The sequence below is a fragment of the Burkholderia sp. APQ4-4ca genome, from assembly GCF_057837105.1.
Genome location: NZ_JBYQCG010000151.1, coordinates 8,777 through 11,158 on the forward strand (window position 1 = coordinate 8,777; position 2,382 = coordinate 11,158).

Annotated in this window: 3 protein-coding genes and 1 pseudogene; all 4 read right to left on the reverse strand. The window is 61.3% G+C overall.

Annotated elements, in window-relative coordinates; genetic code table 11:
- Positions 1-38 precede the first annotated feature (38 nt).
- Complete coding sequence (locus AC3IFE_RS18505) at positions 39-221, reverse strand: Com family DNA-binding transcriptional regulator (RefSeq protein ID WP_489191488.1); 183 nt, start codon at positions 219-221, stop codon at positions 39-41.
- A gap of 159 nt (positions 222-380) precedes the next feature.
- Positions 381-719: a hypothetical protein gene (locus AC3IFE_RS18510; protein ID WP_489191489.1), complete on the reverse strand. Its 339-nt coding sequence runs from the start codon at positions 717-719 to the stop codon at positions 381-383.
- A 22-nt stretch (positions 720-741) separates the two neighbouring features.
- Positions 742-1,176, reverse strand: coding sequence for an XkdW family protein (locus AC3IFE_RS18515; RefSeq protein WP_489191490.1), 435 nt, complete (start codon positions 1,174-1,176; stop codon positions 742-744).
- Positions 1,173-2,382: pseudogene (locus AC3IFE_RS18520) on the reverse strand (phage tail protein); the annotation flags it as partial. The gene AC3IFE_RS18515 and the pseudogene AC3IFE_RS18520, both read right to left, overlap by 4 nt.

Below are 2,382 nucleotides of genomic sequence, written 5' to 3' on the forward strand. Positions count from 1 at the left end.
CGCTCAGGGCGTCGGCCTGGTGCACGCGGTTGATCAGATCAGCGGAGATGGTGTGTTGCATGGGGCGATTCCCTCGTATCGGAGGCTCGGTGGCCTGCGGGTAAGGGGCTCGCGGCCCTCAGAATATTCAATGCGCCGCAACGCGGGCATTTGATGTTGAGCCGGATGTATTCGCCGGCGCCAAGTTTGCGGTTACAGCTTCCGCATCGGATGTCCTGCATGGGGTGATTCCTGCTTGTGCTAGGATGCCGGCGCCTCTCGAGAGGTGTCGCGGCCCTGGCCAATCCTGCAGGTATGCTCTGCTGGTGCGGGGCGTGCACGATGTTCCCGCATCGCGCACGTCGCCGCGTCCTTTCCTTTCTATGTCGCCGATACGTTACTCAGGCGACGATCTCGCCGCCGGCCAGCATGTAGCGGTCGAGCGCGTTGTACATCATCGGTCGATCGGCCGCCGGTTTCTCGTCTTCCGGCTTCGCTTCGATCAGGCGACGGTGAATGTACGGCACCGCACCCTCGTTCTCTTCCGGTACACCTTCGACGGAAATGGTCGACGAGAGCTGCAGCGGTTGCTTGCCCGCCTTGTACGTTTCCTCCGACACGTAGCTGTTGATCGATGCAACCGTGGTCCTGCTCAACACGTCGAGCGTGACGTTGCCGATAACGTGGTAGCCGGCCGTCGCGCCGGTCAATGCGAGAACTACGTTTTTCTTGATTGCCATTTCGAACTCCTGGTGGTGTGTGTCAATTCAGTGGTACGGGGGATTGCGGCCATACGACGTCCAGCGGGAATCCAGTCTGTTGCGGAACGTCTCTCAGCTCGGCGCGGTAGCGTCGAAGGGCTGCTTCCAGCTCGGCCTGTCCGGAGTCGGCCGCCCGTTCGACGAGCGGATCGACCTGGGCGAGCAGCTCGTCGCGCCGGCGCCGCACACTCGCGGCCGCTTCGGTCAGCTCGAACTCTTCCTGGAACTCGGGCCACCAGCGCAGCAGATCCGCTGGCGTCGGTGGCGAAATGTCGGTCGGCGTCCAGATCGGCACCCATGCGGTTTTGGTCTGCTCGAGCGATTTCTCGTCGACCGGGTGCGCAACCCAATAATCCTTGCAGCGGACGAGCTGCGGGAATTTCTTCGAGAGAATGAACGCCGCCTGCTCGACATGAAGCATGAAATTGTTCGTCATTGGTTCCTCAGTACTACGCCATAGACCGTGATCGCGTTTGCCGTTCCGTTGCCCGGGCCGCTCAATCCGCAAACGACCCACGGAGCCGGCAACGCGCCATTGAGGCGATCCACGGTGCCGAAGTTGTTCACGCCGGAGTCCCACTGCACACGTGCGCCCGCACTGGCTCGCGCGTTGATGTTCCCCCAGATATCGTCAATTTCCGCGCTCAGGAATCGTCCGCGCCACGTCAGATTCAGGTTCCCGTCTGTTTGCAGGATTTGCGCGCCACGGAGATAGAGCGTTCCCCAATCGTCCACTGAAAGCGTCGTGGCGTTGTAGGCGTTATTGATGAATTCGAAGCCGCCTCCGTCACGCGCACGCAAGTACGTCCACGAGTCGTAACCGGGCCGGTTATTGCGCAAGCCGAAATCGGCTTGCCAACCGTCGCGGTTGAGAGTTGGACGGTTATAGAAGCGCGATTGCGCCGTAACATGGATGTCGGTGTTGAAAACGACTCGGTTGTCTGAGTTGTAGACAAGGATGGCATTCGCCTGCCACGCTCCGTCCGCTTTCATCGTCGCCCATGCGGAGTAGCCGCCGTTCATCGTTCCGTGGAACCATGCCTGCGCCGTGCCGTCTGCGCGCGCGAGCACAAAGCCGCGTGCGTCCGTGTTGTTGGGCTGCTTGACACGGATGTCGCCGGTCGCCGTGTCACCGGCCTTGTTGAACTTCGTGTTCGGGTCGAAATTGCCGGTGTCGAACGGAACCGCACCAGCCGCCCACGTCGGGCGCTTCGCGAATGAAACGACCTGCGTTCCACGGGCAACGTCCAACACCTTAGTTTGCGTGGTACCGTCATCGGCCCATGCGGTTACTGCAAAGTCGTCGGTGTCGGTTTTGCCGATCGCGAATCGCGTCTTGGCGCCGTTCTTGAAATAGATCGTCGCCCAGGACGCCCCACCATCGACAGCGTATCCGCGTCCGCGTACGAGCCCTTCCGCGTTGAGAATCGAGCCATCGTCAACTGCGCCGCCGATCAACACGCGCCCGCCGCTCGGCATCAAACTCATGTTCCCGACAGAGGAACCCGGCCCGCGCGAAATCAGCACTGCATTCTGAGCCGAGGAGTACGCGTCATTCACCGTGCGGATGCCGAACGACCCGACTGAGTCGTGTATGATTTCCCACTGCTTTTGATCGGCCGGGCCACCTTCGCGTCGAAGC

What these genes read in the sequence shown, in the direction of transcription:
- AC3IFE_RS18505 (WP_489191488.1), bottom strand. Translation starts at nt 221, where the DNA reads ATGCAGGACATCCGATGCGGAAGCTGTAACCGCAAACTTGGCGCCGGC.
- AC3IFE_RS18510 (WP_489191489.1), bottom strand. Translation starts at nt 719, where the DNA reads ATGGCAATCAAGAAAAACGTAGTTCTCGCATTGACCGGCGCGACGGCC.
- AC3IFE_RS18515 (WP_489191490.1), bottom strand. Translation starts at nt 1,176, where the DNA reads ATGACGAACAATTTCATGCTTCATGTCGAGCAGGCGGCGTTCATTCTC.